This is a genomic window from Rhodococcus sp. HNM0569, assembly GCF_012726205.1.
GTDB lineage: Bacteria > Actinomycetota > Actinomycetes > Mycobacteriales > Mycobacteriaceae > Rhodococcus_F.
This window is the reverse complement of record NZ_JAASAE010000012.1, coordinates 71,400-93,853: the sequence shown is the minus strand read 5'-3', so window position 1 is coordinate 93,853 and position 22,454 is coordinate 71,400. Positions and strand designations below refer to the sequence as shown.

The 22,454-nt window shown below is 69.6% G+C and carries 20 protein-coding genes; 13 read left to right on the top strand and 7 right to left on the bottom strand.

Annotation, left to right across the window (positions count from 1 at the left end):
* Positions 1-18: 18 nt before the first annotated feature.
* Positions 19-1,209 carry an alpha/beta hydrolase gene (locus HCA44_RS16135; RefSeq protein WP_169650182.1) on the bottom strand — a complete coding sequence of 397 codons (1,191 nt, stop codon included), beginning with the start codon at positions 1,207-1,209 and terminating at the stop codon, positions 19-21.
* Complete coding sequence (locus HCA44_RS16130; RefSeq protein WP_169650181.1) at positions 1,206-2,423, bottom strand: homogentisate 1,2-dioxygenase; 1,218 nt, start codon at positions 2,421-2,423, stop codon at positions 1,206-1,208. The genes HCA44_RS16135 and HCA44_RS16130 overlap by 4 nt, the downstream gene beginning before the upstream one ends.
* A gap of 230 nt (positions 2,424-2,653) precedes the next feature.
* Between HCA44_RS16130 and HCA44_RS16125 the strand changes: the two genes are divergently transcribed.
* The gene (locus tag HCA44_RS16125) at positions 2,654-3,907 is read left to right on the top strand and encodes a CaiB/BaiF CoA-transferase family protein (RefSeq protein WP_169650179.1); all 1,254 of its coding nucleotides are present in this window, start codon (positions 2,654-2,656) and stop codon (positions 3,905-3,907) included.
* Positions 3,904-4,821, top strand: coding sequence for a hydroxymethylglutaryl-CoA lyase (locus HCA44_RS16120; protein ID WP_169650177.1), 918 nt, complete (start codon positions 3,904-3,906; stop codon positions 4,819-4,821). The genes HCA44_RS16125 and HCA44_RS16120 overlap by 4 nt, the downstream gene beginning before the upstream one ends.
* A gap of 35 nt (positions 4,822-4,856) precedes the next feature.
* On the opposite strand, the gene mgtE is transcribed toward HCA44_RS16120, so the two are convergent.
* Together mgtE and HCA44_RS16110 are read right to left on the bottom strand one after the other, a co-directional pair.
* Positions 4,857-6,191, bottom strand: coding sequence for a magnesium transporter (gene mgtE, locus HCA44_RS16115; protein WP_346764751.1), 1,335 nt, complete (start codon positions 6,189-6,191; stop codon positions 4,857-4,859).
* A 68-nt stretch (positions 6,192-6,259) separates the two neighbouring features.
* The gene (locus HCA44_RS16110) at positions 6,260-7,438 is read right to left on the bottom strand and encodes an alpha/beta hydrolase (RefSeq protein WP_169650176.1); all 1,179 of its coding nucleotides are present in this window, start codon (positions 7,436-7,438) and stop codon (positions 6,260-6,262) included.
* A gap of 40 nt (positions 7,439-7,478) precedes the next feature.
* On the opposite strand from HCA44_RS16110, the gene HCA44_RS16105 reads away from it, so the two are divergent.
* From HCA44_RS16105 to HCA44_RS16080, 6 genes are all read left to right on the top strand, one after another.
* Complete coding sequence (locus HCA44_RS16105) at positions 7,479-8,678, top strand: GNAT family N-acetyltransferase (protein ID WP_169650174.1); 1,200 nt, start codon at positions 7,479-7,481, stop codon at positions 8,676-8,678.
* Positions 8,679-8,814: 136 nt separating this feature from the next.
* Complete coding sequence (locus tag HCA44_RS16100) at positions 8,815-9,552, top strand: ANTAR domain-containing protein (RefSeq protein WP_169650173.1); 738 nt, start codon at positions 8,815-8,817, stop codon at positions 9,550-9,552.
* 92 nt (positions 9,553-9,644) lie between these two features.
* Positions 9,645-10,448: a metallophosphoesterase gene (locus HCA44_RS16095; protein WP_169650171.1), complete on the top strand. Its 804-nt coding sequence runs from the start codon at positions 9,645-9,647 to the stop codon at positions 10,446-10,448.
* A gap of 30 nt (positions 10,449-10,478) precedes the next feature.
* Positions 10,479-11,591 carry a ferredoxin reductase gene (locus HCA44_RS16090; RefSeq protein ID WP_169650170.1) on the top strand — a complete coding sequence of 371 codons (1,113 nt, stop codon included), beginning with the start codon at positions 10,479-10,481 and terminating at the stop codon, positions 11,589-11,591.
* 9 nt (positions 11,592-11,600) lie between these two features.
* Positions 11,601-12,836, top strand: a complete 1,236-nt coding sequence (locus HCA44_RS16085; protein ID WP_169650168.1) for a fatty acid desaturase — start codon at positions 11,601-11,603, stop codon at positions 12,834-12,836.
* Between the two features lie 40 nt (positions 12,837-12,876).
* A complete protein-coding gene (locus HCA44_RS16080; RefSeq protein ID WP_169650166.1) occupies positions 12,877-13,383 on the top strand; it encodes a DinB family protein in 507 nt (168 codons plus the stop codon).
* Positions 13,384-13,386: 3 nt separating this feature from the next.
* Here the strand turns inward: HCA44_RS16080 and HCA44_RS16075 are convergent, their stop codons facing one another.
* Positions 13,387-15,015, bottom strand: a complete 1,629-nt coding sequence (locus HCA44_RS16075) for a cutinase family protein (protein WP_169650164.1) — start codon at positions 15,013-15,015, stop codon at positions 13,387-13,389.
* A gap of 310 nt (positions 15,016-15,325) precedes the next feature.
* On the opposite strand from HCA44_RS16075, the gene HCA44_RS16070 reads away from it, so the two are divergent.
* The 3 genes from HCA44_RS16070 to HCA44_RS16060 are packed head-to-tail and all read left to right on the top strand — an operon-like array spanning position 15,326 to position 17,838.
* Entirely contained in the window at positions 15,326-16,453 is a 1,128-nt protein-coding gene (locus HCA44_RS16070; RefSeq protein WP_169650162.1) for an ABC transporter permease, read from the top strand.
* The gene (locus HCA44_RS16065) at positions 16,450-17,169 is read left to right on the top strand and encodes an ABC transporter ATP-binding protein (RefSeq protein WP_240945572.1); all 720 of its coding nucleotides are present in this window, start codon (positions 16,450-16,452) and stop codon (positions 17,167-17,169) included. The genes HCA44_RS16070 and HCA44_RS16065 overlap by 4 nt, the downstream gene beginning before the upstream one ends.
* 48 nt (positions 17,170-17,217) lie before the next feature.
* Entirely contained in the window at positions 17,218-17,838 is a 621-nt protein-coding gene (locus HCA44_RS16060; RefSeq protein ID WP_169650161.1) for a TetR/AcrR family transcriptional regulator, read from the top strand.
* A gap of 131 nt (positions 17,839-17,969) precedes the next feature.
* On the opposite strand, the gene HCA44_RS16055 is transcribed toward HCA44_RS16060, so the two are convergent.
* Positions 17,970-19,202 carry an oxygenase MpaB family protein gene (locus HCA44_RS16055; protein ID WP_169650159.1) on the bottom strand — a complete coding sequence of 411 codons (1,233 nt, stop codon included), beginning with the start codon at positions 19,200-19,202 and terminating at the stop codon, positions 17,970-17,972.
* A gap of 285 nt (positions 19,203-19,487) precedes the next feature.
* Between HCA44_RS16055 and HCA44_RS16050 the strand changes: the two genes are divergently transcribed.
* Positions 19,488-20,096, top strand: coding sequence for a TetR/AcrR family transcriptional regulator (locus tag HCA44_RS16050; RefSeq protein ID WP_206038251.1), 609 nt, complete (start codon positions 19,488-19,490; stop codon positions 20,094-20,096).
* A gap of 6 nt (positions 20,097-20,102) precedes the next feature.
* Here the strand turns inward: HCA44_RS16050 and HCA44_RS16045 are convergent, their stop codons facing one another.
* A complete protein-coding gene (locus HCA44_RS16045) occupies positions 20,103-21,887 on the bottom strand; it encodes a pyruvate kinase (RefSeq protein ID WP_206038240.1) in 1,785 nt (594 codons plus the stop codon).
* Positions 21,888-22,003: 116 nt separating this feature from the next.
* Here HCA44_RS16045 and HCA44_RS16040 point away from each other — a divergent pair, with 116 nt between their 5' ends.
* A complete protein-coding gene (locus HCA44_RS16040; RefSeq protein ID WP_169650155.1) occupies positions 22,004-22,387 on the top strand; it encodes a nuclear transport factor 2 family protein in 384 nt (127 codons plus the stop codon).
* The last annotated feature ends 67 nt before the right edge of the window (positions 22,388-22,454 follow it).

Sequence of the window (22,454 nt, the reverse complement as noted above, 5' to 3'; positions counted from 1 at the left end):
TCCGCGCACCCGCACTGCTCACGTGCGGGAGACAGCAGGGGCCGGTGAGGTGAGCAGTTCGCGTGCACGGCACCAACTGTCGATGATGTCGACACACCGCTCGAGATGCTCGGGCTGACCCTTGTAGTAGTGGGTGGCCCCCTGGATCAGCTCGTAGCTCTTGTCGGCGGTGCCGAGTGCGGCGCGCACGATCGCATTGTGTGTCGCGGGTACGGCGTCGTCGGCGGAGTTCTCGATCTGCAGCACCGGGGTACCGGTGATGCGCGGCGCGTTGAGCACGCTGCGCGCCCGCGAGTCCGCGAGGCTCCACTGGCTCAGCCACGAACGCAGCGTCGAAAACCGTGCCAGGCCCACCGGACCCGCATTCGCGGTGCGCGGATCGCCGAGATAACACCAGCCCGGCCTGCGCTCGTTGGGGTCAAGGGACGCATCGAGCCAGCGCACGTCGCACATCGTGCGATGCACGATGAACGGCCGCTCGATCTCGGGGCCGTCCGCGTCCTTCAGCCGATCGAGTTCGCCACGCACCCATGCGGTGATGCGGTGGTTGCGGTCGCGCTGCGCCTGTCGGAACGTCTCGACGAAGCCGGCGTCGTAGGGCGGCGTGTGCCGCGGGTCGGCGGCGTAGATGTCGAGTTCGGCGTCCCGCGTGTACGGATCGGATTCGTCGAGCACCGACGGGTCCATCCACTCGGTGAGCGTCTCGGCACGCGAGAGGTGCGCCGCGATGAACACGACACCGTCGGCGGGGATCAGGCCCGCGCCCGCGACGTCGACGGGATCGCCTGCGGGAGTGCGCGTGATCGTGGGATCCTCGGCCTCTGCCTGGTACAGCAACGACAGGGAGCCGCCGCCCGACCAGCCCATCAGGACGACCTTGCCGTAGCCCGCTTCCTCACGCGCCCAACGAATCCAGCCTCCGAGGTCGAGCAGGACCTTCTCGAACACGAGTGCCGAGTCGTTTTTGGGATACCGGCTCGCCGCGCACAGGACGTGCATGCCGCGCTCCGCCATCGCCGTCGGAATCGGCATGAGCTGCAAGGTCGATGTCGGGTGCATGCACACGAACAGCGTGTCCGACGACGCATCGGTGCGCAGCAGCTGCCCTTCGAGAGTGACACCCTGGGTGCCCGCGAAGCCGTACGTCTCGACGGCCTGGGGCGCCTCTTCGAGGTGCAGAACCAGCGCTTCGCGCCGCACGCCGCTCATGCGCGATCCTCCTTCGCGCCGTGCCGTCCCGACCACGTCCACGCGTAGTCGTGCTGGTCGCACGCGAGCGCCGCCTCGGCGACCTGCAGCGGACGGAAGGTGTCGACCATGAAGGCCATCTCCCTGCTCTCGGTGGCGCCGACCGAATCGAGGTACGCCCTGCGCGTCGGCCCGTGCGTGTATCCCGCGGGGTGCAGCGTGATCGACGCGTTGCCGATCCCGGTGCCCTTGCGGGCCGCGGTCTCGCCGGCGTAGTAGAACATCACCTCGTCGGAATCGACGTTGGAGTGGTAGTAGGGAACCGTGATCGCCTGCGGGTGGTATTCGAGCTTGCGCGGCACGAAGTTGCACACCACGAAGTTGTCGCCCTCGAGGATCTGATAGGTCGACGGTGGCTGGATCACCTTGCCCGTCACGGGGGAGAAGTTGCGGTAGTTGAACGCATACGGGTACAGGCAGCCGTCCCATCCCACGACGTCGAACGGGTGGTGGTCGTACGTGACGACCGAGCCGCTGACGCCGCCGTCGCCGCGATGTTTGACGTAGACGTCGGTGTCGCGTTCGCGATCTGCCCTGTCGGCCAACAGGATCGACTCGGGACCGCGCATGTCGCGTTCGTTGAGGGGCGAGCCTTCGAGGAACTGCCCGTACCTGGTGAGGTACTTCGCGGGCGGGCGCACGTGCCCGGCGGCTTCGACGACATACGCGCGCAGCTCGCCGGACGTCGGGATCCAACGATGGATCGTGGCGCGCGGGATGACGACATTGTCGCCCTGACGCACGTCGAGCGAACCGAAGATCGTGTCGACGCGCGCCGAGCCGGCCTCGAGGTAGACGATCTCGTCGCCGATCGCGTTGCAGTACAACGGCGATTCGGCGTCGGCAACGACATACGCGAGGCGCACGTCGGAGTTCGCGAGCGCCGTGACGCGCGAGCGCACCGCGTCGCGACCGGTCACCCCGTCCGGGAACAGTTCGGGCAGCCTCAGGTGACGCGGTTTCAGCGGATCGTTCGCGCGCAGACGCTGATCGCCCAGATCCCACGGCTGCGAGTCGACCAGACTCGAGGGCACGCCCACGTGGTAGAGCAGCGAGCCGGTGCCGGAGAATCCCTCTTCGCCGATGAACTCTTCGAAGCACTGCTCGCCCGACGCGGCGGTGAAGGCCACGTGACGCTCGTCGGGCACTTCACCCAGGCGTCGGTAGTACGGCACGATTCGGACTCCTTCCGAGAAGCAGGTGCCGGCCGGAACACGGGATGTGCAGGGCGGCGGGCACTCCAGAGTGAGCGATATCGGGACGATAGCGTCCGATTATCGAGTGATCAACGACTCTTGACCCGTTCGCGGCGATCCTGTTGACTACGACCACCCGGACGTGAGCGTCCGATTATCGGGTTGCACCCGAGCCGCCGGTATCCGCCCGCCCCACACGAAGGCACGAGATGACGACCTCCCAGACTCCCGCAGACGCCGGCGGCGCCGCAGGCGCGCTCGGCGGGCTCCGCGTACTCGAACTCGGCACCCTCATCGCGGGGCCGTACTGCGGCCGGCTGCTGGGCGACATGGGTGCCGACGTCGTCAAGATCGAAGCTCCCGACCGTCCCGATCCGCTGCGCGACTGGGGGCAGGGCGGCCAGAAGCTGTTCTGGCGCGTGCACGCGCGCAACAAGCGCTGCATCAGCCTCGACCTGCGCACCGACGCGGGCAAGGAGATCTTCCTCGAGCTCGCGCGCACCGCGGACGTCGTGGTGGAGAGCTTCCGGCCCGGCACGCTCGAGCGGTGGGGCATCGGCTACGAGGTGCTCGGCGAGCTCAACCCGCGCCTGATCCTGGCCCGCGTGTCCGGCTACGGGCAGACCGGGCCCTATTCGGAACGGCCCGGCTACGCGTCGGTCGCCGAGGGCATCAGCGGCCTGCGTCACCTCAACGGCTTCCCGGGCCAGGCGCCGCCGCGCATCGCGCTCTCGCTGGGCGACAGCCTCGGCGGCATGTTCGCCTTCCAGGGCGTGCTCGCCGCGCTGTACGCCCGCGAGCGCACCGGTCGCGGCCAGATCGTCGATGCCGCGCTCAGCGAGGCGTCGCTCGCGATCCAGGAATCCACCGTGCCCGACTACCACAAGGCCGGGCACGTGCGGCAGCCGTCGGGCACCCGGCTCGAGCGGATTGCGCCGTCGAACATCTACAAGTCCAAGGACGGGCTGTGGGTCATCATCGCCGCCAACCAGGACACGCTGTGGATGCGCCTGGCCGCCGCGATGGGCAGACCGGAGCTCGGCACCGATCCCCGCTACGCCGACCACAACGCACGCGGCGACCGGCAGGACGAACTCGACGACATGATCGGCGAGTGGGCCGCGCAGTACGACGCGGCCGACCTGGTGGCGGTGCTCGAGAAGTTCGACGTCGTCACCGGCCCGGTCAACACGGTCGCCGAGGTGATGGTGGACCCCCAGTTCAACGCGCGGGAGATGTTCGTCGACCACGACGACCCGTCGAAGATGCCCGGCGACGAAGGGTACGACCCCGAACCGGTGAAGGGCGTCGGCGTGGTGCCCAAGCTCAGCGACACCGCGGGCGGCATCCGCTTCGGCGGGGCGAGCGCACCCGGCACACACACCGACGAGGTGCTCGGCGAGATCCTCGGCTACGACGCCGACACCCTCGCCCGGCTGCGCGCAGCGGGGACGATCGCATGAGCGCAGGCATCCCAGACGTCGACATCCGTGAGGTGGGGCCGCGCGACGGCCTGCAGATCGAGGATCCGATCCCCACCGAGGCCAAGATCGACCTGATCGACGCGCTCGCCGCGACCGGCGTGCGCCGCATCGAGGCCACGTCTTTCGTGTCGCCTCGCGCGGTGCCGTCCCTCGCCGACGCGGAAGCCGTTGCCGCACAGTTGCACCGGTGGCCGTCCGTGTCGTTCTCCGCGCTCGTCGCGGGTCTCGGCGGCGTGCGCCGGGCGCTCGCGGCGGGCGTCGACCGCCTCGAGTACGTCGTGTCGGCGTCCGACGGTCACTCGCAGGCCAATGTCGGCCGTTCGAGCACCGAGTCGGTCGAGTTGATCGCCCCGATCGCCCGGCTCGTACACGAGGCGGGCGGGCACCTCGAGGTCATCGTCGCGATCGCGTTCGACTGCCCGTTCGACGGCCCGACCCCGCCGTCGCGTGTCGCCGAGATCGCGCGCCGTGCCGTCGCGGACGGGGCCGATTCGCTGTCGGTCGCCGACACGATCGGCACCGCAGCACCCGGCCGCACCCTCGACGTCCTGGGCCGCGTGCTGCAGAGCGCGCCCGGCACCGACCTCGGCCTGCACCTGCACGACACACGCGGTCAGGGACTCGCGAACGCCTGGGCCGCATACGGTCTCGGGGTGCGCCAGTTCGACGCATCGGTGGGCGGACTGGGCGGCTGCCCGTTCGCACCGGGTGCGAGCGGCAACATCGCGACCGAAGAACTCGCGTACATGTTCGAGGACAGCGGGATCTCCACCGGCATCGACCTCGGCCGCGTGCTCGACGCCGCGGCATGCGCGTCGCGTGCGCTCGGCAAGCCGTTACCCGGGCGCATGCTCGCGGCAGGCGGCCGGTCGAAGCCCACACCCCGTGAGTGAAACCGGCGTACCTGGACTCGCAAAGTGCTCACGGGTCAGATGCCGAGCACGACCTTGGCGACCGAGAAGTAGATGACGAGCCCGGTCGTGTCGACGAACGTGGAGATGAACGGCGCCGACACGATCGCGGGGTCGATCCCGATGCGTTTCGCGGTCATCGGCACCGTCGAACCGACGGCGGTCGCGAGGGTGCACACGCACACCACCGTGATCGCCAGCACGAGGCCCACTTTCACGCCTGCGACAGCCATCGCAGGCCCGACACCGACGACGGCGAGGGTCGCGCCGAGCAGAAAACCCGTCGCGATCTCGCGGCCCACGACGCGTGCGACGTCGACGGGCCGCACGTCACCGACGGCCATCGCGCGCACGACGGTCGTCGCGGCCTGCGAGCCGGCATTGCCACCGGTCCCGATCAGCAGCGGAATGAACAGCGCGAGCGCGACGACCTGGTCGAGTTCGGCCTCGTAGTGCGACTGCACGCCCACCGTCAGCGTCGCGGCCGCGATCAGCACGAGCAGCCACACGATGCGGGCCCGCACGAGCCCGAACACCGGCACCGACAGGTACGGCCTGCGCAGCGGCTCGCTACCGCCGACGCGCGCCGAATCCTCGTCGTCCTCGGCCTCGAGCACGCGCATCGCGTCGTCGACGGTGAAGATGCCGAGCAGCCGGTCCTCGGCGTCGACGACGGGCACACCGACGAAGCCACCCGCACGCACCTTGTTGGCCGCTTCCTGCCGGTCGTCGGTGGCGCGCACCGTCGTCGCGTCCGACATGAGGTCGTCGACGAGTGTCGCGGGATCGGACACGAGCAGCCTGCGCAGCGACACGACACCCTCGACGCGCCTGCCCGGGCCGAGGACCGGGACGATGTAGATCGTCTCGACCTGCTCGCCCATCGCGCGCAACCGCTCGAGCGCGGCGCCCGCGGTGATGCCCTCGGGCACGTACGCGACCTCCGGCGACATCCGCCGGCCCGCGCTGTCGACGGGATAGCCGAGCAGCGCCGTCGTGGACGCCTGCTCGGTGCGGGGCAGCCCGGACAGCAGCCGGGCGGCGACGCCCGCGGGCAGTTCGTCGAGCAGAGGCGCGCGGTCGTCCGGGTCGAGCGCGGCGAACAGCTCGGAGGTGGTCGAGTCCTGCAGGGCCTCGATCAGTTCGCCCTGCACCGACGGATCGAGGTCCTCGAACACTTCGACGGCACGGGCCTTCGGCAGCAACCGGAATGCGACGGCACGGTCGCCGCGGTTCATGCGGCCGAGGAAGTCGACGACCTCCGCGGTGTCCATGCCGGCGAGCCGCGCCTGTGTGCGGGCGAGCTCGGCCGCCTCGCCGGATCGTTCGCTCTGCACCGTGTCGTCGCCCACGTGCCGCTCCCTTCCCGCCTCGCGGCGCCGTTCCCACTATCGCCTATCGGGGCACCCTGGGGAGAGCACTATCGAGGCGCTTCCGCGAGCGCGAGCGGCCGCGGTTCCCGCAGGTTCGCCCGCAGGTACGGCACCACCTGCCGTTCGATCGCGGTGTTGTAGGCGCCGGGCGCCTGGTTGGGGTTGGCGTGTCCGGTGCCGTCCATCCGCACGACGCGCAATGTGCCGTTCGAACCGCCGACGACGTCGAACAGCGTGCGTTGCGTGTGGTCGACGTCGACGACCCGGTCGGCGGCGGCGTGCCGCGGCCGCAGGAACACCACCCCCGGGCGCGGCTTGTCACCGACCGGCTCGGTGAGCGCACCCAGGTTGCGCGACGCGCCCGACGCGACGATCGCCGCGAACTGCGATTCGATCAGGCTGTTGCTCGCGACGTCCTGCCGCATGATCTTGTCGCGGCCCACCTCGCCGAGCACGTCGTACAGCTGCCGGAGGTCGACGTCGGGCAGCAGGCCCGTGCCGTCGCGGAAGAGACCGCCGTCCAGGAAACGGTCCTTGCGCGCGGCCACCTCGACGAGCAGCCGCAGGCTGCGGCTCTCGCGCGCGCCGGGCAGCCAGCCGACCCAGCGCATCATCTCCTCGCCCGCGTCGCGGCTCTCGGGCCGCACCGAGTGCAGGTCGAGCGGGGTCGAATCGAGCACGACGCCGGTGAGCACGATGTCGGTGTCGTGGTACAGGTGCCGCGCGACCTCGAGCGCGATCACGCCGCCCATGCTGTGTCCCGACAGCACGATGTGGTCGACCGCCGCGTCGCCGGCACGCTCGGCGATCAGATCGCTGATCACCCGGGTGTCGATACCGGCGTTGTCGTACTGGACGGCCCACACCTGGCCGATCTCGGTGAACGACGTGAGTGTGCGCGCGGTGGGTGCGGCGTCGAGATTGCCGAGGCCGACGAGGTCGACGACGGCGGTGCGCGAGTCGGCGGGGGCCGCGGCGTCGGCGATCGAGTGGATCTGCGGTTCGGTGTGGGCCAGCCGCTCGGCCTCGGGCCGGACGTCGAGGTTCCAGTAGAGACTCGCGACGACGAGCACCGGCAAGAGCACGACGACCGCGGCGCGGGCGAGCATCCTGAGCACCGGAGGACGCCACGACGCGCCGAAGCGGGTGGCGCGCACGTGAGCCCTGCGGCGGTGGTCGGACCAGTCGGTCACGGTCGTCGGGTGCCGGGGTGGAGCGTCACTCATCGGCCCCCACGCTACCCACGCGCGACTAGCATCCCGGATCATGAACACCGAGCGATCGGTGCACGTGCGCACCGCGACCGCGGACGACTGGCAGACGGCCGAGCTCCTCGACGCCGTCGCCTTCGGCGAACACACCAGCCGCGAAGGCGAAGCGTTCATCCGCACCGTCACCGACCCCGGCGACATCGTGCTCGCGACGGTCGACGACGCGCCCGTGGGCGTCGCGCTGCACATGCCGATGCAGATCACCGTCCCGGGCGGCGGCCAGGTCGACGCGCGCGGCGTCAGCTGGGTGTCGGTCGCGCCCACGCACCGCAGGCGCGGCGTGCTGCGCACGATGTTCACCGCCCTGCACGAGCGCATCGCCGCGACGGGCGCGCCGCTCGCGGCACTCGTCGCGAGCGAGGCCACCATCTACGGCCGGTTCGGCTACGGCCCGGCGACGGTCAAGTCGTCGATCACCCTCGACCGCCGGTTCGCGACCTTCCGCGACGAGGTGCCCGATCCCGGCGGCGTCGAGATCGCCGATCCGGACACCGCGCGCACCCGGCTGCCCGGCATCTACGACCGGTGGCAGCGTGTGACGCCCGGCGCCCAGGCGCGTCCGCCCGCGTTCTGGGACCTCATGTTCGGCGACCCCGACACCCGCAGGCGCGACGGCACGCCGCTGTTCTTCCTGCTGCACCCGGACGGCTACGTCGCCTACCGCTATCTGGGCAAGCATCGGCGCACCGCGCGCATCGACGACTTCGTCGCCGTCACCGAGGACGCGTACGCAGCGCTGTGGCGCGCGGTGTGCGGGCTCGACCTCACGCACACGATCGAGGCCGCCCAGCATCGGGACGCGTCGTTGCGCATGCTCCTCACGGACTACCGCCTGGTCCGGACGACGGCCTCCGTCGACGACCTGTGGCTGCGGATCATGGACGTCCCCGCCGCGCTCGAGGCCCGCACGTATCTCGGCGATCTCGACACCGTCCTCGAGGTCGACGACGACTTCCGGGCCGCGGGCGGCCGCTTCCGGTTGCGGGTCGAGAACGGAACGGCGCAGGTCACCCGCACCGACGCGGCGCCGGCGGTGCGGCTAGACCTGGAGGTACTGGCGAGCCTGTATCTCGGCACCCACCGGCCGCGGCAGTTCGCGGCTGCGCACCGCCTGCACACCGATCCGGCGACCCTCGCCGCGCTCGACGTCGCATTCGACGCCGACCGGCCCGCCGTCATGGGCTGGACGTTCTGACGTGCTCGCGGTGTGACGGGAACCGCTCCGGCGTTCTCGCTCGCTCGGCCCCGAAACGCGCTGTCCAGGGCGTACGGTCGATGACACAGCATCGGCGAAACCGACTGGTTCCTCGCACAGATATCGGGTGATCACGATGACCGACCAGGTACACCTGGACCCGGCACGCGCCCCCGCGGCGTCGTCCGAGGCCCCTCCACACGTCGTTCTCGACCGTTCGTTCCGTGTTCTCGGCATCACGCCCGAGCACGAGCGCGCACTCGGCGTGCCCCGCTCCGAGATCCTCGGCCGGAACGCCTTCGACGCATTCCCGGCCAACCCCGACGACCCCGCGTCCGACGGCGCCGACCGCGTGCACGAGGGCTTCGAGCGCGTACTGCGCGTGAAGCGGCCCCAGCACCTGTGGGTCCAGCGTTACGACGTCCCGAACCTCGCGACCGGCGGCTTCGAGCGTCGCGTCTGGAATTTCACGCTCCGCCCCGTAGTCGAGACCGACGGAACCATCTCCGCGCTGGTCAAGGAGGCCGAGGACATCACCGACATCGACACGACCTTCACGCGGCTCGCCGAGACCGCGCACACCGACGATCCCGCGACCCTCCAGGACCAGATCCACACGCTGCGTGCGCTCGCGTCGTCGATCCCGAGTTACGTGCAGGCCCGCACGGCGCTCGCGCAGGAGAACGCACACCTGCGGGCCGCGCTCGACACGCGTGCCGTGATCGAGCAGGCCAAGGGCATCCTGATGGTGCAGCGGCGGTGCGGTGCCGACGAGGCGTTCGACGTGCTCGTCAAGCTGTCGCAGGACACCAACCGCAAACTGCGCGACGTCGCGGCCGCGCTGGTGGAGCACGCGACCGCCCCGGAGCGGTGACCTGACCCATCCGGTGTGCGGACGTAGCACCCCACGTGGGCGCGGGCCTACCATCGACAGTGCAGGGCAGCGCCGCCCTCGAGGAGTCCCGAATGAGCACCGGTTTCCTGGACACCCCCACACGGGTCGCCGTCGCGGGGGACTGGCACGCGAACGCCGACTACGCCGTCGACGTGATCGACCGTGCCGCGCGCCGCAACACCGACGTGCTCGTCCAGCTGGGCGACTTCGGGTACCGGTTCCGCGACGACTACCTCGACCGCCTCGACCGCGCCCTCGCCTCGCACGGCATGACGCTCGGGTTCGTCGACGGCAACCACGAGGACTTCGACTATCTGCTCGGCGTGCCGATCGCGGACGACGGCATGCGCCACCTGCGCGAACACATCGTGCACCTGCCGCGTGGGTTCCGGTGGACGTGGGGCGACACGCAGTGCGTCGCCGCAGGCGGCGCCGTCTCGCTCGACCGGTTGCTGCGCGTCGAGGGCACCTCGTGGTGGCCCGACGAATCGCTCAGCGACGCCGACGTCCGGGCGCTCGTCGCGGGTGGCCACGCCGACGCGATGTTCAGCCACGACTGCCCCGCGGGCGTCACGATCCCCGGCCTCGAGCACTCCCGGCGTGGATATCCCGACGACGCGATCGCCCCCACCGAGGAACACCGCGCGACGATGCGCCGCGTCGTCGACGCCGTCCGCCCGAACAGGCTGTGGCACGGGCACTTCCACGAACGGTTCCACACCGTGCTCGTCGGCCGCGACTACCGCACCGTGGTCGACGGCCTCGGCCGGGATCGTCAGCCCGTCGACAACAACATGGTCGTGATGCCGCTCGACCGGCTCGGGCACGCTGCCGAAACGGCCGGAACGCAGAGTCAGCGTACGATCGTGCACTGAACCCCACACGGCCGACGACGGGAGAGGTGCATGTCCCTGCTGCGCTGGAGCAAGCGGCCCGCACACGACGTCCAGGCCCGCAATCCCGCGGTCAATGTGGTGCGCGGACTGGTCGCCCGAGCGACCACACCGCTGCTACCCGACGACTACCTGCACCTGGTCAACCCGCTGTGGTCGGCGCGGGAGCTGCGCGGACGCGTCGAGTCGGTCCGGAAGGAGACACCGGACTCGGCCACGGTCGTCATCCGGCCCGGCTGGGGTTTCCCGCGGCAGTACCAGCCCGGCCAGTACGTCGGCATCGGACTGCAGGTCGACGGCCGCTGGCACTGGCGCTCCTACTCGCTCACCTCGGTCGCCGACACCGACGACGAACTCATCTCGATCACCGTCAAGGCGAATCCGAGCGGATTCCTGTCGGCGCACCTCGTCGACGGCGTCGAACCGGGGACCGTCATCCGGCTCGCGGCGCCGAAGGGCGACTTCGCACTGCCCGAACCACCGCCCGCGAAGCTGCTGTTCGTCACGGCGGGCAGCGGCGTCACGCCGGTGATGGGGATGCTGCGGTCGCTGCGGCTGCGCGGACACGACGCCGACATCGTGCACGTGCATTCGGCACCGGGACGCGACGACGTGATCTTCCTCGACGAGCTCGAGCACCTCGACCGCGGCAACGACCGTTTCCGGCTCGATCTCCAGCTGACTCGCACGATGGGCAAGATCGACCTCACCCGGCTGCACGAACGCGTCCCCGACTGGGCCGAACGCGAATGCTGGGCGTGCGGACCCGCGCAGCTGCTCGACGACGTCGAACGCGTGTGGACCGAGGCGGGCCTACGCGAGCAACTGCACGTCGAGCGGTTCACCATCGCCCGCACCGACCGGGGCGGCGAAGGCGGCACCGTCACCTTCCGCGCGTCCGGCAAGACCGCCGAGATCGACGGCGCCACCACACTCATGGAGGCAGGGGAGAACCTGGGCATCCAGGTGCCGTTCGGCTGCCGCATGGGCATCTGTCAGACCTGCGTCGTCCCCCTCGCGGAAGGCTATGTGCGCGACCTGCGTTCGGGTGAGGAACACCGCGAAGGCGAACGTATCCAGACCTGTATCAGCACCGTGTCCGGCGAGTGCACCCTCGACCTCTAGGAGGTACCGGTGGCGATCACCGACATCGACCAGTACGCGCATCTCACCGACGCCGACGTCGAGGCGCTCGGCGCCGAACTCGACGCGATCCGACGCGACGTCGAATCGTCGCGCGGCGAACGCGACCGCCGCTACATCCGGCGCACGATCGCATTCCAGCGTGGCCTCGCCGTCGGCGGGCGGGCACTGCTGTTCGCGAGCCACCGCAAGCCCGCATGGGTCGCCGGCACCGCGATGCTGTCGCTCGCGAAGATCATCGAGAACATGGAACTCGGCCACAACGTGATGCACGGCCAATGGGACTGGATGAACGACCCCGAGATCCACTCGTCGTCGTGGGAATGGGACACCACCTGCCCGAGCGTGCAGTGGAAGCACTCGCACAACTACGTGCACCACAAGTACACCAACATCGTCGGCATGGACGACGACGTCGGATACGGCATCCTGCGCGTCACCCGCGACCAGCGCTGGGAATGGTGGAACATCGGAAACCCGCTCTACAACGCGATTCTCGCGGCATTCTTCCAGTGGGGTGTCGCGCTGCACCACGTCGAGGTCGAGAAGGTGCGCACGCGTCGCAAGCCACTCGCCGCGGTGGCGAAGGACCTGCGGGTCATCGGCCGCAAGGTCGGCAAACAGGTGGGCAAGGACTACGTGATCTTCCCCGCCCTCGCGGGCAGGCACTGGAAGACCACGATGACCGCGAACGCGACAGCCAATCTCGTGCGCAACCTGTGGGCGTACGGCGTCATCTTCTGCGGCCACTTCCCCGACGGCGCCGAGAAGTTCACCGTCGCCGAGTACGAGGACGAGGACCAGCCGCGCTGGTATCTGCGACAGATGCTGGGATCGGCCAACTTCCACGCCGGTCCGGTCATGCGGTTCATGAGCGGCAATCTCAGCCACCAGATCGAACACCACCTGTTCCCGGACCTGCCGAGCAACCGGTACGAGGAGATCGCCGTACGGGTGCGGGCGCTGTGCGAGAAGTACGACCTGCCGTACACGACGGGCTCGCTCGCGCACCAGTACATGCTCACCTTCCGCACGATCGCCAAGCTCGCGGTGCCCAACTCACTGCTCACCGCGACCGCCGACGACGCACCCGAAACCGCGTCGGAGTTGCGCTTCGGCATCCGGAAGGGTCTGCGCGAGAGCGTCGTCGACCCCGCAACCGGCAAGCGCCGCGGACTGCGTACCGCGCTGCGGGAACTGCGTTCGCGAGGCGTCCAGGCGGCCTGACCCGCGCCCTCGCGTCGGTGTGTTCTGGCATCCTGCCGCCATGACCACCGAACGCCACATGCCCCCGCCCACCGCAGGCGAGCGCGCGACACTCGACGGGTGGCTCGACTTCTATCGGGCCACCCTTGCGCGCAAGTGCGACGGTCTCGACGACGCGCAGGCCCGCACGGCGTCGGCCGCGCCGTCGACCATGACGCTGCAAGGGCTCGTGCAGCATCTCACCGAGGTCGAACGCAACTGGTTCCGGCGTGTACTCCACGGCGAGGACGTGCCGCCGGTGTACCCGTCGGCCGAGGGCGCCGGGCACAGCGGCGGTTTCGCGGTGTCGCCCGACGTCCCGCTGAGCACTGCGCTCGATCGGTGGAACGACGAAGTGGCGCAGTCGCGTCGCAACTGCGCCACTCTCGGTCTCGACCACACGGGCAGCTTCCCGGGCGGCGAGGTGTCACTGCGCTGGATCTACTCGCACATGATCAGCGAGTACGCGCGGCACTGCGGCCACGCCGATCTCCTCCGCGAACGCATCGACGGGGAGACCGGCGTGTGACGGTCAGCCGGCAGGCTTGACCGGCGTCGTCGTCGTGGTCGTCGGGGCCGTCGTAGTCGTGGTCGTGGACGGCTGAGTAGTGGTGCTGCTCGGCGCGGCGGCCTCCTCGCTCGACGTCGGCGCGGGCGTGGTGGTGGAAGTGCTGCTGGTGGCCGACTTCGGCGTCGACTGCGGCGTCTTCGTCGTCGTGGTGGTCACCGGCGTGGACGCGCGCGCGGCCGGGGTCGGCTCGGCCGTCGTGGTCGCGTCGAGCACCGCGGCGATGCTCGCGGCGTCCGGCTTCGACGCCGTGTCGATCTTCTTGCCGTCCTGCGCCTGCTGCGCGAGATGCGTGAGCCACGCGGCCGCGTACTCGGCGGACGTGAGCTCCTTGCCGTTCGCGGCGTCCGCGTCGCGCCAGTAGTCGAAGTGGTGCCCGGTGTCGGGGCCGAGGGTCAGCTGGTACGGATCGCTCATGACCACCGGGATCGTGTTCTGGTTGGTCGCGATGAGGCCGACGATCTCCTTGAACATCTTCTCCGGCAGGTACGCGAGCGGCGACGCCTCGTCGCCCGAGATCGAGTCGGCGGCAGGCTTCGTGACGGCGGCCGTCGTGTCGGGGCCCGTGTACGACGGGTCGGACACCTCGAGCAGCACCTCGAGGAAAGTCTGGTCGCCCTGCATCCAGCCGGGCTGACTCTGGATCTCCGCGAACGCGGCGAACGCCATGCGGCTGACCACGACCGCGACGTCGGGGCCGGTGGCCTCGGTCAGGCCCTCGCGCTCGAGTGCGTCGACGTCGAGCTGACGGCCCACGTTGACCGCGAGCTGCAGCAGCGACACGTTCTCGGGGGCCGAGCAGAACAGGTCGCCGTCCGAGCAGAACGACGCGACGCGGCCGTCGAGGGCCCCGAAACCGCCCGCCGAGTCGGCGAGTGCGCCCTGACCGGGCACCGCGGTGGTGCCGTCCTGGTAGACGGTGCCGAAGCCGTCCGGATTGCTGTACGGATTCTCGGCGCCGGGGAACGTGCCGTCGCCCGCGGTGCGGCCGGCGTCGGACAGGATCACGACACCCACGACGGACGCCGGATCGACGATCGCGTAGCCGCCGTTCTCGTCGGCCTGCTGGTTGCCGATGTTCTGGGCGACACGGCGCGCGACGTCGGCACCTTCGCTGTAACCGGTGATCGCGAACTGCGTGTCGGGGCACGACGTGCGGATGGCCTGCATGACCGACTGGGTGTTGGCGACACCCTGGTCGACCGCGTCCTGGTAGCTCGCCATGTCGGCCGGGTAGGCGATGTACATCGCCGCGTACGAGCCGTCGGTGACCTTGCCGCCCGGTGCGTTGACGACCGGATCGAGCCAGTTGCTCGCGTAGTCGCCGGACATCGCGGCGGGCAGCGGATTGCCGTTCGCGTCCACGAGCATCGCCGTCGAGCCTTCGCGCGGCGTGTCGCCGCGGCCGGCGATCGAGACCGTCACCATGTCGTAGCACTCGGTGGTGCTCGCGGTGAGGACCGTTTCGAGGTGCGTACTCGGCGCCGACGACATCGACCACGGCACCGCGACCAACGCTGCGACGCCGAGCGCGACGGGCGCCACCAGGCCGGACGCGATGCGGTGTCGCGCGAAGAAGCTTCGAATTGTCATGTCCCTGCTCCCGGTAGGAATGCTCGAGGACGCAAGGGGCCGACCGGCGGCGGTGCGTCACACGTCACGAGTCAATTCGCGCGACGCGTCGGCAACGTTACAGCGAACAGACTGGCAGTTTTCTGCGAACCGGCTGGTCGAAGGGTTTCACTGCACAACGATCGCGTCGAACGGGCGATGTCGCGACGATCGCCCGAGTAGCTCTCTGCGATACCGCCCGTTCGGCGACGGCCGGCACACCCCGCCGCAGCTTCCCGACACACTGTCGATATCATTTCGACACCATGTCGATAAAACGTCGGGAGGCGTCATGTTCCTCGCTCTGCGCGAACTCTGGTTCGCGCGCACCCGCTTCCTCCTGATGGGGGCGGTCGTCGCCCTCATCTCGATCCTCGTCGTCATCCTGTCCGGGCTGTCGTCGGGACTCGTCGACGACGGCGTGTCGTCGCTGCGGCAGTCGTCCGTCGACTCCTTCGCATTCGAGGAAGGCACCAAGACCGATTCCGCGTTCTCGCGCTCGGTCGTCACCCGGGAACAGGCGGACGAGTGGGCGGCGCGCCCGGACGTCGCCGACGCGGAACTCATGGGCAACGCGATCGTCAACGCACACACCGGTTCCGGAGCACCCGTCGACCTCACGCTCTACGGCATCACGCCCGGCTCGTTCCTCGAACCCGAGGCCGCACAGGGCCACGGACTGACCGGCGACCACGACGTCGTCGTGAGCGCGACACTCCAGGACGAGGGCATCGCGCTCGGCGACACCATCGTCCTCGATCGCGTGGACACCGAACTCACTGTCGTCGGATTCACCTCCGAAAAGCGCACTTTCGGCCACGTCGACGTCGCCTACCTGCCGCTGAGCACATGGCAGGAGATCCACGCGGGCACTCGTGCGGGCGAGACGACCGATCCCCGCGCGTACGACGAGGCGTCCGTCGTCGCGCTGCGCGGCGTCGACGGAATGCCCGATCTCGCGGCGGGCGACGCGGCCGCAGGCACGACGTCGACGAGCCTCGAGGAGTCGTACGACTCCTCACCCGGCTTCTCGGCCGAGATGATGACCATGTCTATGATCAAGATGTTCCTGTACGCGATCTCGGCGCTCGTCGTCGGTGCGTTCTTCAGCATCTGGACCGTGCAGCGCACCCGCGAGCTCGCCGTGCTGCGCGCCATGGGCTCCTCCACCGGATTCCTGTTGCGCGACGGCCTGATCCAGGCGGCGATCGTCCTCGTCGGGTCCGTCCTGGTCGGCGTCGCACTCGGTCTCGCGCTCGGCTCGCAACTCGAAGGCGGCGGCATGCCGTTCGCACTGGAGGCGCGCCCCGTCGTCGACGGCGCGCTGCTGCTCACCGCGCTCGGCCTGATCGGCGCGGCCGTCGCGATCGTACGCATCACCCGAGTCGATCCGCTCGCAGCGCTGGGGGAGAACCGATGAACGCAGGAGAACCGATGGGCACCGGCACCACCGCCACCCAGACGATGTCGACCGGATTGTCCCTCGACGACGTCGTCCTCACGTTCGGCGACGGCGACACCACCGTCGACGCGCTCGACCACGTCGACCTGGAGGTGCGGCGTGGGGAACTCGTCGCGATCGTCGGCCCGTCGGGCGCGGGCAAGTCGAGCCTGCTGGCCGTCGCGGGCGGCCTCACCTCGCCCACGAGCGGCACGGTTCGCGTCGGCGAGGAAGTCCTCGGCGGCATGTCGCGGCGACGGCTCGCGGCGCTGCGCCGCGACCGGATCGGCTTCGTCTTCCAGTCCGGCAATCTGATTCCCGCGCTCACGGCACGCGACCAGCTCGTGCTCGTCACGAAGATCACCGGACGCCCGGGACGCGACCCGGACGCGCTGCTCGACGCGGTCGGAATGTCGCACCGGGCGGACAAGCGGCCGGGCCGGCTCTCGGGCGGCGAGCGGCAACGCGTCGGTATCGCCCGCGCGCTGATGGGGAATCCGACACTGCTGCTCGTCGACGAGCCGACCGCGGCGCTCGACCGCACCCGCAGCCAGGAGATCGTCGAACTGCTCGCGCGCGAAACCCACGAGGCCGGGGTCGCTACGATCATGGTCACCCACGACCACGACGTCCTGCACCACTGCGACCGTGTCCTCGAGATGGTCGACGGCGCCGTGCACCCCTACCGGGACTGACAGCACGCGGGCGCGGCACGCAGCGGTCCGGCCCACGGGAGGAGACCGATGCCGAAGATCTCGGCCGCCACGGTGGCGGAACACCACGAGGCGCAGCGTCGGGCCCTCGTCGACGCGGCGTACGCGCTGCTGTCGAAAGCACCCGACCGCGCTCCCGGCCTCGCCGACGTGGCGGCAGAGGCCGGGCTCGCGCGGTCGAGCGTCTACCACTACTTCCGGTCGCGCACCGACCTGCTCGCGGCCGTCCTCGAAGACCGTTTCCCGCGCTGGAACGAGCGGGTCACCGCGGCGATGGACCGGGTGCCTCCGGAAGAGAAGGTGCTCGCGTACGTCGACGCGAATCTGCAACTCGTCGTCGACGGCGAGCACGCCGTCGTCGGCACGCTCGCTCGGCTCGAGCCGGGGGCGATGTCCGAGGACCGGCTCGCCGCGCTGCACGACGGGCTCACCACTCCACTCGTCGGGGCGCTGGTCGAATGCGGGTCGCCCCGGCCCGAACTGGTCGCCGACCTGGTCAACAGCCTCGTTCACCAGTCCACCGCACTCATCGAGAGCGGTGCCGACGCCGACGCAGTGCGCGCGGCCGTCCGCGACGTCCTGGGGCCGCGACTGGGCCGCCCCGCGTTAGGGTCGAGGCACCCGAGCACCGACCAGCGAGGTGAACGATGAGCGATGTGTGGATCGGTCTCGAACTGCTCGCGCCCGCGTTCTGGCTCGGGCTCGTCGTGGCGATCTCGCTCGTCGAAGCGCCGATCACCGCCGCCACCGCAGCCTCCGTTCTCTGACCGGTGCGGTAGCCGTTACGGGTAATTCGGATTGTTGTGCTCGGGGATCTCGATGCTCAGCGCTCCCAATTCACCCATGTAGAGCAGCACGAACTGGCGGAGCAACTCGTCGAACGTCCAGTACGCGTCGGGTGCGAACGGAAGCGGCAGCAGACCCTCACGCACCTTGATGAACGGACCCCACGCCGTGTTCAGCAGGGTGTCCCACACCGGTTCCCGTGGAATGTTCAGCCAGCCGGCGATCTTGTCGCCGAGCGTGAACCGCGTGAGCGCCCCCAGGATGGGGCGGCTGAGCAGCGTGAGGTCGATACCCTGCCCCAAGTCCAGCAGCATGTCCGCAAGCTTCAGGCCTTCCGGCGTGGGCGCGAGGATGGGGTCGAGCACCTCACGTGCCTGCGACTCCGCGTCGTCCCAGGTCGCCGGAATGTACTGATCCTCGATGCCGAGCATGTGCGCCGAGATCTGCCACGAATGCAGGAAGCCCTCGGACTCGTCGGGTGCGATGGGCACCTCCCACGCCTTCAGCGTGCGCATCACGGTAGTGGGCAGGCTGTGCCACGTGACCATCATGTCGCGCTGACTGATCGGAATATCCTCGGGCGCCATGTGATTCCACGTCTGCGACGTTTGCAGCAGGTGCCGCACGCCTGCGTGCGCGAGACGCGTCTTGACTGCCGTCACGATCATCTGCCCGTCCGGCGCGTATGCGTTGCGAGATCCGATGTCGTAGCCCAGCTTCGCGGTCTTCGAGATGCGGCGCTTCATGTTCGCGCCGCCCTTCGAGTAGTAGACGGCGAGCGCTTCCTTCGGGATGACCGTGCTCATCATGCCGCTCGCAAAGCCGTACAGCACACCGAGATACAGGCCACGCTTGTCGTTGAAGCGCACCGCGGCGTCGAGCTTCGCCGAATCCGACCACGACGGCATCTGCCGTGCGCGTTCGACGAAATCGTGCACGTCACCGGGCAACCCGGCGGGCAGCGGTTGAGCGTTCGTCTTCCAGTTGCGCAGCACTTCGTTGACTCGCGCCGACTCGCCACGGTCGAGCAGCGACGCGACGAGCGGGTCGGCCTCTTCGTCCCACACCTGTGTCGGGTCCGCGCCGCTGCCGGTACCCGGAATCGACCCGGCGGGCGACCACCGCCACGGCCTCGCAGCGGCGGGCGTCGCGAATGCGAATGCGCCGAGAGCGCCGAGTGCGCCGACTCCGCCGGCCTCGAGTACCTTCCGCCTGTTGATCTCGTCCATACCGTTACCCCTCGTCGGTGGGGCGCCGCGTCGGACGCCACCCCTCGTTGGCGTCATCACCCGTTCAACTCGAACCATGAGGCAATGACACAGATTTTGTAACGTCGTTACGCAGTGATAGCACGGGTCGGCCACAATAGGAAGGGAAACCGCCACAATGAGTGCGCGGCACAACGGGCGCCGCGGTCTGCCAGTGATGGTCGACAACCCGGGCCCGCCCGACCGAAGGAGGAGCGCGTGGTCCCGTCGCAGCAGGTCGGAAACGAGGCGTCCCAGCCGAAAACCCTGTTCGAGCGTGCCCTCGTGACACCCGTCGCCGACAACGATGACGCGACACGCACGCGGCTCCTCGACGCCGCATACGAGCAGTTCTGCAGACGCGGCATCGCGCGCACCTCGATGGAAGACGTCGCGCGCGAAGCGAACCTGTCCCGAGTCACCGTGTACCGCAAATTCGAGACGCGCGACGCGCTCGTCGACGAGGTCGTCCTCCGCGAATTCCGGCGCTACTTCCACCAATTCCTCGTCGACATCGCGCAAGCACCCACGGTCGCCGATCGCGTCGTCGTCGGATTCGTGAGCTCCCTTCGCTCGATCTCCGGCAATCCACTCATCTCCGAACTGATCGGCGCCGAACCCGGCGGGCAGGGCTCGATCGTGGGCGACGGCGGCCGCAACCTCGCCGCGGTGCAGGAGTTCGTCGCAGGCCAGCTGCGCCGCGAACAGCGCGCAGGCACCGTGTCCAGCGACCTCGACGTGGACCTCGTCGCCGAGATGATGGTGCGCATCTCGGCGTCGTTCCTCATGGTGCCCAGCCGCACCGTCGACCTCCACGACGACGACCAGGTCGCCGCCGTCGCCCGCAAGTTCCTGTTGCCGATGCTCGAGGTGTGAGCCGGTTCAGTCGCCGATCCGCCACGACGTCAGCCGTCGGAGCAGCGGGTTCTTCTTGTAGAGGTGCCCGTGCATGCGGCGGAGGATGTCGTCGAGGGCACCGATCGCCTCGACGATGTACGGACCCTTGTTGAGCATCACGCATTCCGCGCGTTCGCCCTGCGCCGCGTCGGTCACCTCGGCGCGCGTCGGCACGCCCGCGTCGGCGAGCGAATCGAGCACCTGCGTCGCCCAGATCACCGGTACCCGCGCCGCCTGACACAGCCACAGCGTCTCCTCCTGCACCTCGGCGAGACGTTCGAAACCCGCCTCCACCGCGAGATCTCCGCGCGCGATCATGACCCCCACGCGCGGACGGCGCATCAGCTCGAGCAGCGCCTCGGGAAGGGCGGCGAAGCCCGCGACCGTCTCGAGTTTCACGACGACACCGAGCTCGGGCGCGTCGCGCGCGTCCAACAGCTCGAGCAGCTCACGCACGTCCGCGGCCGATCGCACGAACGAGATCTCCACGATGTCCGCGAGCTCGACGACCGAATCGAGATCGGCCTTGTCCTCGTCGGTCAGCGCCGGAATCGGCAGCTCGGTGTCGGGCAGGTTGATTCCCTTTCCCGCCTTGAGTTTCGTCCCGCCGATCGGCGCGGACGTGATACCGACATGGATCTCGTTCTCGGACACCGACGTCACGACGCCGCCGATCTTGCCGTCGTCGAACAGCACCCGGTGGCCTTCGTGGACGGCCCCGAAGACGTCCGGCAGGCTGCACCCGATGCGGTGCCTGCCGTCGGATGTCGGCTCCGCGGGTTCCTGCGACGCCGTGAGCACGAGGGCGTCGCCGCGGCTCACCCGCAATGCCTGTTCCGTGGCAGGCAGGGGGCCGATCGTGGTGGAGTCGTTCCCGACGCCGATCGCCGTGCCCGGCACGAGATAGCTCGTGCGGTCACCCAACAGGTGCACACCGGTGCCGGTCGTCTCGACCACCCGCATCCGCCGACGCCTGCCGCGCGCGTCGCGGAAGTCGATCCGGTCGCCCACGACGCGCCGCGCCAGCCACCCGGTGCCGGCGACCGGCACCGCGGTGTCGTCGGCATGGAGGGGAGCACGTCCCAGCCACACCGCCGACGGCGCGAGCACCCGGCCCGCCGCGTCGCGTCGTGGCTTGATCTTCACGACCTCCGGGCCCGGCCGGATCGGGCCGGTGCGCAACTTCGGGCCGCCGAGGTCCATCGCGATGCGCACGTCCTCTCCCGACGAGCGCACATGTACCGCCATCGCCGCCCATTCCTCGGGGCCGTCGTGGGCGCAGTTGATGCGCGCAAGATCCATGCCCGCCGCCGTGAAGGACCGCACGAGGGCCGCATCCGTCGCCGCGTCGCTCGGCATCGTCACCATGATCCGCGTGCTGCGATCGTCGGGCGCGCCGCCGAGGAGCGCCGCCGCCTTGCGGAACAGTTCGGCGCCCGCCTCACCCGTGTCGACGTCCGCGGGAGCATCGTCGGTGGAGTCGCCGAGTGCGGCGTTCACCATCGCGAGGACCGCGTCGAGATTGCGCAGCACGTCCGGCTCCATGCGCCCGAGCGACGACAGACCGACCTGGGCGAGTCGATCCTGCAGACCGCGCAGGTCACGGCTGCGCAGTGCGCAGTAGCGCACCATGTTGGCCGCCGCGTCGCGATGCTCCGGTGCCACCCGGGCGATGCGCTCACCCGCCTCCTGCTCGGCATCCAAGGCTGCGGAGCGGAGGTCGCGAAGCTCGCCGCGCAGCTCGCCCAGCCGGGCCGCGAGACCGTTCATGAAGCACCTCCCCACGCGCTGTCCGTGCCTTCTCAGCGTGCAAGATTTCGACCCGTCGGGCATGGTCATCGGCCATTTCGCCCACACCCGGCGGCGTGTGGTGTCAGCATGACGGCATGGCACCCTCGGACGATGCCGCTGCCGTACACGACGCCGGAGTCGCGTTCGAGCGCGCGATCGTCGCGAACGACCCCGACGCGATCGCCGCGTCCGTCACCCCCGACTGGGCGATCGTCGACGGTGACGGCATCGGCACCGTCGCCGCCTTCCTCGACCTCGTCGAGTCCGGTCAACTCACGCACTCCGCTATGAACACCGTCGCCGGCACGGAACGGATCCGGGTGTACGGCGACACCGCGGTCCGCTCGGCTCGCGTCACCAACACCGCACAGTTCGACGACGAGACCTTCGGCGCCGACGAATGGACCACCGACGTCTACGTCCGCACCGCCGACGGCTGGCGCTGCATGCTCTCGCACACCACGCCTGTCGAGGAGTGAACTCTTCAGTTCCCTTGCCGAACGGGCTGTTCCGCAGATTTCCACTCGCGCGATAGTCGAGAAACCG